General features: G+C 72.8%; 4 protein-coding genes and 1 pseudogene. 2 read left to right on the top strand and 3 right to left on the bottom strand.

Annotation, left to right across the window (positions count from 1 at the left end; genetic code table 11):
- A partial coding sequence (locus AB8Z36_RS36465; RefSeq protein WP_369217680.1) for an aminoacyl--tRNA ligase-related protein occupies positions 1-896 on the bottom strand: 896 nt, incomplete at its 3' end.
- A gap of 261 nt (positions 897-1157) precedes the next feature.
- Positions 1158-1391, bottom strand: a complete 234-nt coding sequence (locus AB8Z36_RS36460; RefSeq protein WP_369217679.1) for a DUF4236 domain-containing protein — start codon at positions 1389-1391, stop codon at positions 1158-1160.
- A 177-nt stretch (positions 1392-1568) separates the two neighbouring features.
- On the opposite strand from AB8Z36_RS36460, the gene AB8Z36_RS36455 reads away from it, so the two are divergent.
- Positions 1569-1742 carry a hypothetical protein gene (locus AB8Z36_RS36455; protein WP_369217678.1) on the top strand — a complete coding sequence of 58 codons (174 nt, stop codon included), beginning with the start codon at positions 1569-1571 and terminating at the stop codon, positions 1740-1742.
- Positions 1743-1791: 49 nt separating this feature from the next.
- Positions 1792-2055, top strand: a complete 264-nt coding sequence (locus AB8Z36_RS36450; protein WP_369217677.1) for a hypothetical protein — start codon at positions 1792-1794, stop codon at positions 2053-2055.
- A gap of 52 nt (positions 2056-2107) precedes the next feature.
- Here the strand turns inward: AB8Z36_RS36450 and AB8Z36_RS36445 are convergent.
- A pseudogene (locus tag AB8Z36_RS36445) lies at positions 2108-2456 on the bottom strand (AfsR family transcriptional regulator); the annotation flags it as partial.

The raw sequence follows: 2456 nt of genomic DNA, 5'->3' as shown, positions 1-2456 counted from the left end.
GCGGGGAAGGCCCCGCCGTGTTCCTCGATGAGATGGGCGACTGCTCTCTCCACGCTGCCGATGACACTGCGGTGGACCATCACCGGGCGGTGCCTGGCGCCGTCCGCGCCGATGTAGCGCAGGTCGAACTGTTCGGGCTGGTGGAAGTCGATCTGGACGGTGGACAGGGTGGACTCCCGGCCCGCCCCGTCCACGATCTGTACATCGATCTTCGGCCCGTAGAAGGCGGCCTCGCCCTCGGCGGCCTCGTGGGCGAGCCCGGCGGAGTCGAGCACCTCGGTCAGCAGAGCGGTGGCCCTGCGCCACTTCCCGGGGTCGGCGACGTAACTGCCGCCGGGCCCCGGCAGGGAGAGCCGGAACCGGGCCGGGCGGATGCCGAACGCCTCGTACGCCCGGCGGATCATCTCCAGGGCGGCCCGCGCCTCGTCGGCCGCCTGCTCCAGGGTGCAGAAGACGTGCGCGTCGTTGAGGTGGATGGACCGCACACGGCTCAGCCCGCCGAGCACACCGGACAGCTCCGCCCGGTACATGCCGCCCAGTTCGGCCATGCGCAGCGGAAGTTCGCGGTAACTGCGGGCGCGCGAACGGTAGATGATGGCGTGGTGCGGGCAGAGGCTGGGCCGCAGCAGCATCTGCTCGCCGCCCACCTCCATGGGCGGGAACATGTCCTCGCTGTAGTGCGACCAGTGCCCGGAGATCTCGTACAGCTCGCGTTTGCCGAGGACGGGCGAGTACACGTGGCGGTAGCCCGCCCGCCGTTCGGCGTCGCGGATGTACTCCTCCAGGGCGTGGCGCACGGCGGCGCCGTCGGGCAGCCAGTACGGCAGGCCCGCGCCGATCAGCGGGTCGGTGCCGAACAGTTCGAGCTCACGGCCGAGTCTGCGGTGGTCGTGCATGGCGGTCTCCTCGCGGACAGCGGGCGGGTGACCGCAGGACGAAGCCCCGGGGCACTCGCCCCGGGGCTTCGATGCGCGACATCGGTCAGCGCGCCGGGACACTCTCCGGCGTCGTCGTCCTCATCGCGGCACGCTTCATGCCGGTGACCGTAGCGGCCAGGTGTCCGTGCGGTCGACCGGATTACCGCATCACGGGCGGCCCGATCTCGGTCGGCTCCCAGCGCGGTCGGCTCGATGACGGCGGGTGCGGCGCGGCGGGCCTCAGCGCCGCCTGCCGCGCCGGGCCGCCGTACCGCGCCGGGCGGAGGCCCGGCGCGTCGTGCGGTGCCAGCCGAAGGGGCCGGGCAGGTCCATCGACGTGGTGCGCCTGCCGGTGCTGCTGCGGGTGCGGCGCGGGCCGTGCCGGCCGCCGGTGGTCAGGGACCAGGAGCGCTTGTTGATGTTCAGCCGGACCCCGGGAAGTATCCGGAAGCTCTTGCGGAACGTGAGCGGCATGCCTTCCTCCTTACGTCTCCTGCCGGGTACCCCGGTGCGGCCCTGTGAAAGACGTCACAAGGGGCCGTCTCATGATCGGGGTCGGGTGCCATCGGGGCACAGGATTCGCGTAAGGTCGCGGGTCGGCCGCCCCAGGGCGACCCGATACGACTGTCCCCGAACAAGGAGCCGCAGGTCATGACGGCCAATGACGTCACCCAGGCGCCGATTTACCACACCCTCGTACAGGAGCACGGCGATGTACTCGCCACGGCGCGCAAGGCCGCTGAAGAGACCCAGCAGACGGCCCGTGACGTCCTGGACTTCAGCACCCCGCCGCGCATGAGCGCGCCCGCGGAGGCCGCCTCCTAGGGCCGGGGGCGGCTCGCGCCCGGCGCGGTGGATCGTCCAGGATGGCGGGATGGATTACGAGTTCTGGAAAGACCTCCACGAACGAGGCGGCATCCCCGCGGTCAGGAGCGCACTGGAGAACCTCCCCGAGGACCTTCCCCCGCAGGACGCGAACGCCGCGGCCGAGCTGGCCATGAAGGTCATCGAGGAGGACATCGCCCGCATCAACGCCAGGGCGGACCGCGCCGAGGAACGGGCCCGCGACCTCGCGGCCCGGACCCGCGAGGTGAACGAACAGCTCTCGGGCCGAGCGCCCCGGCCCCCGGAGAGCTGAACCGGCCGCGCCGCGGGGCTGACCCTCTCACCGGAAGGGCCGCCCCGCCCCCTCACGTCCGTGCCATCAGCCGTGCCGTAGCCGCGTCATGGCGGGCCTGGAGGGTCGCGTCGGGGGAGACCCTCAACAGGGCGCCCAGGGCGCGGACCGCGCCGTCGTCGTAGCCGCAGGCCTCCGCCTCGCGCGCCGCCGCTTCCAGGCGGGCGATGCCGTTCGCTTCGTCGGACAGGGCGACCAGGGCCTCGCCGAGCGCGGTGAGGAGCAGGACCCTGGTCGCGGCCGGGGTGGTGGCGGGGGCGTCGAGGGCGAGCGCGGCGAGGGCCGTGTCGTGGGCCTCCTGCCACTGCCCGGCGTCCAGCTGGTGCCGGGCGAGATGGCTGAGCGCCAGGCGCCGGGTGCTG

Origin of the sequence: Streptomyces flavofungini, assembly GCF_041028215.1 — a bacterium.
In the GTDB taxonomy this organism is placed as follows: domain Bacteria; phylum Actinomycetota; class Actinomycetes; order Streptomycetales; family Streptomycetaceae; genus Streptomyces; species Streptomyces flavofungini_B.
The sequence above is the reverse complement of the archived record's forward strand: the minus strand, read 5'-3'. Positions and strand labels throughout refer to the sequence as shown.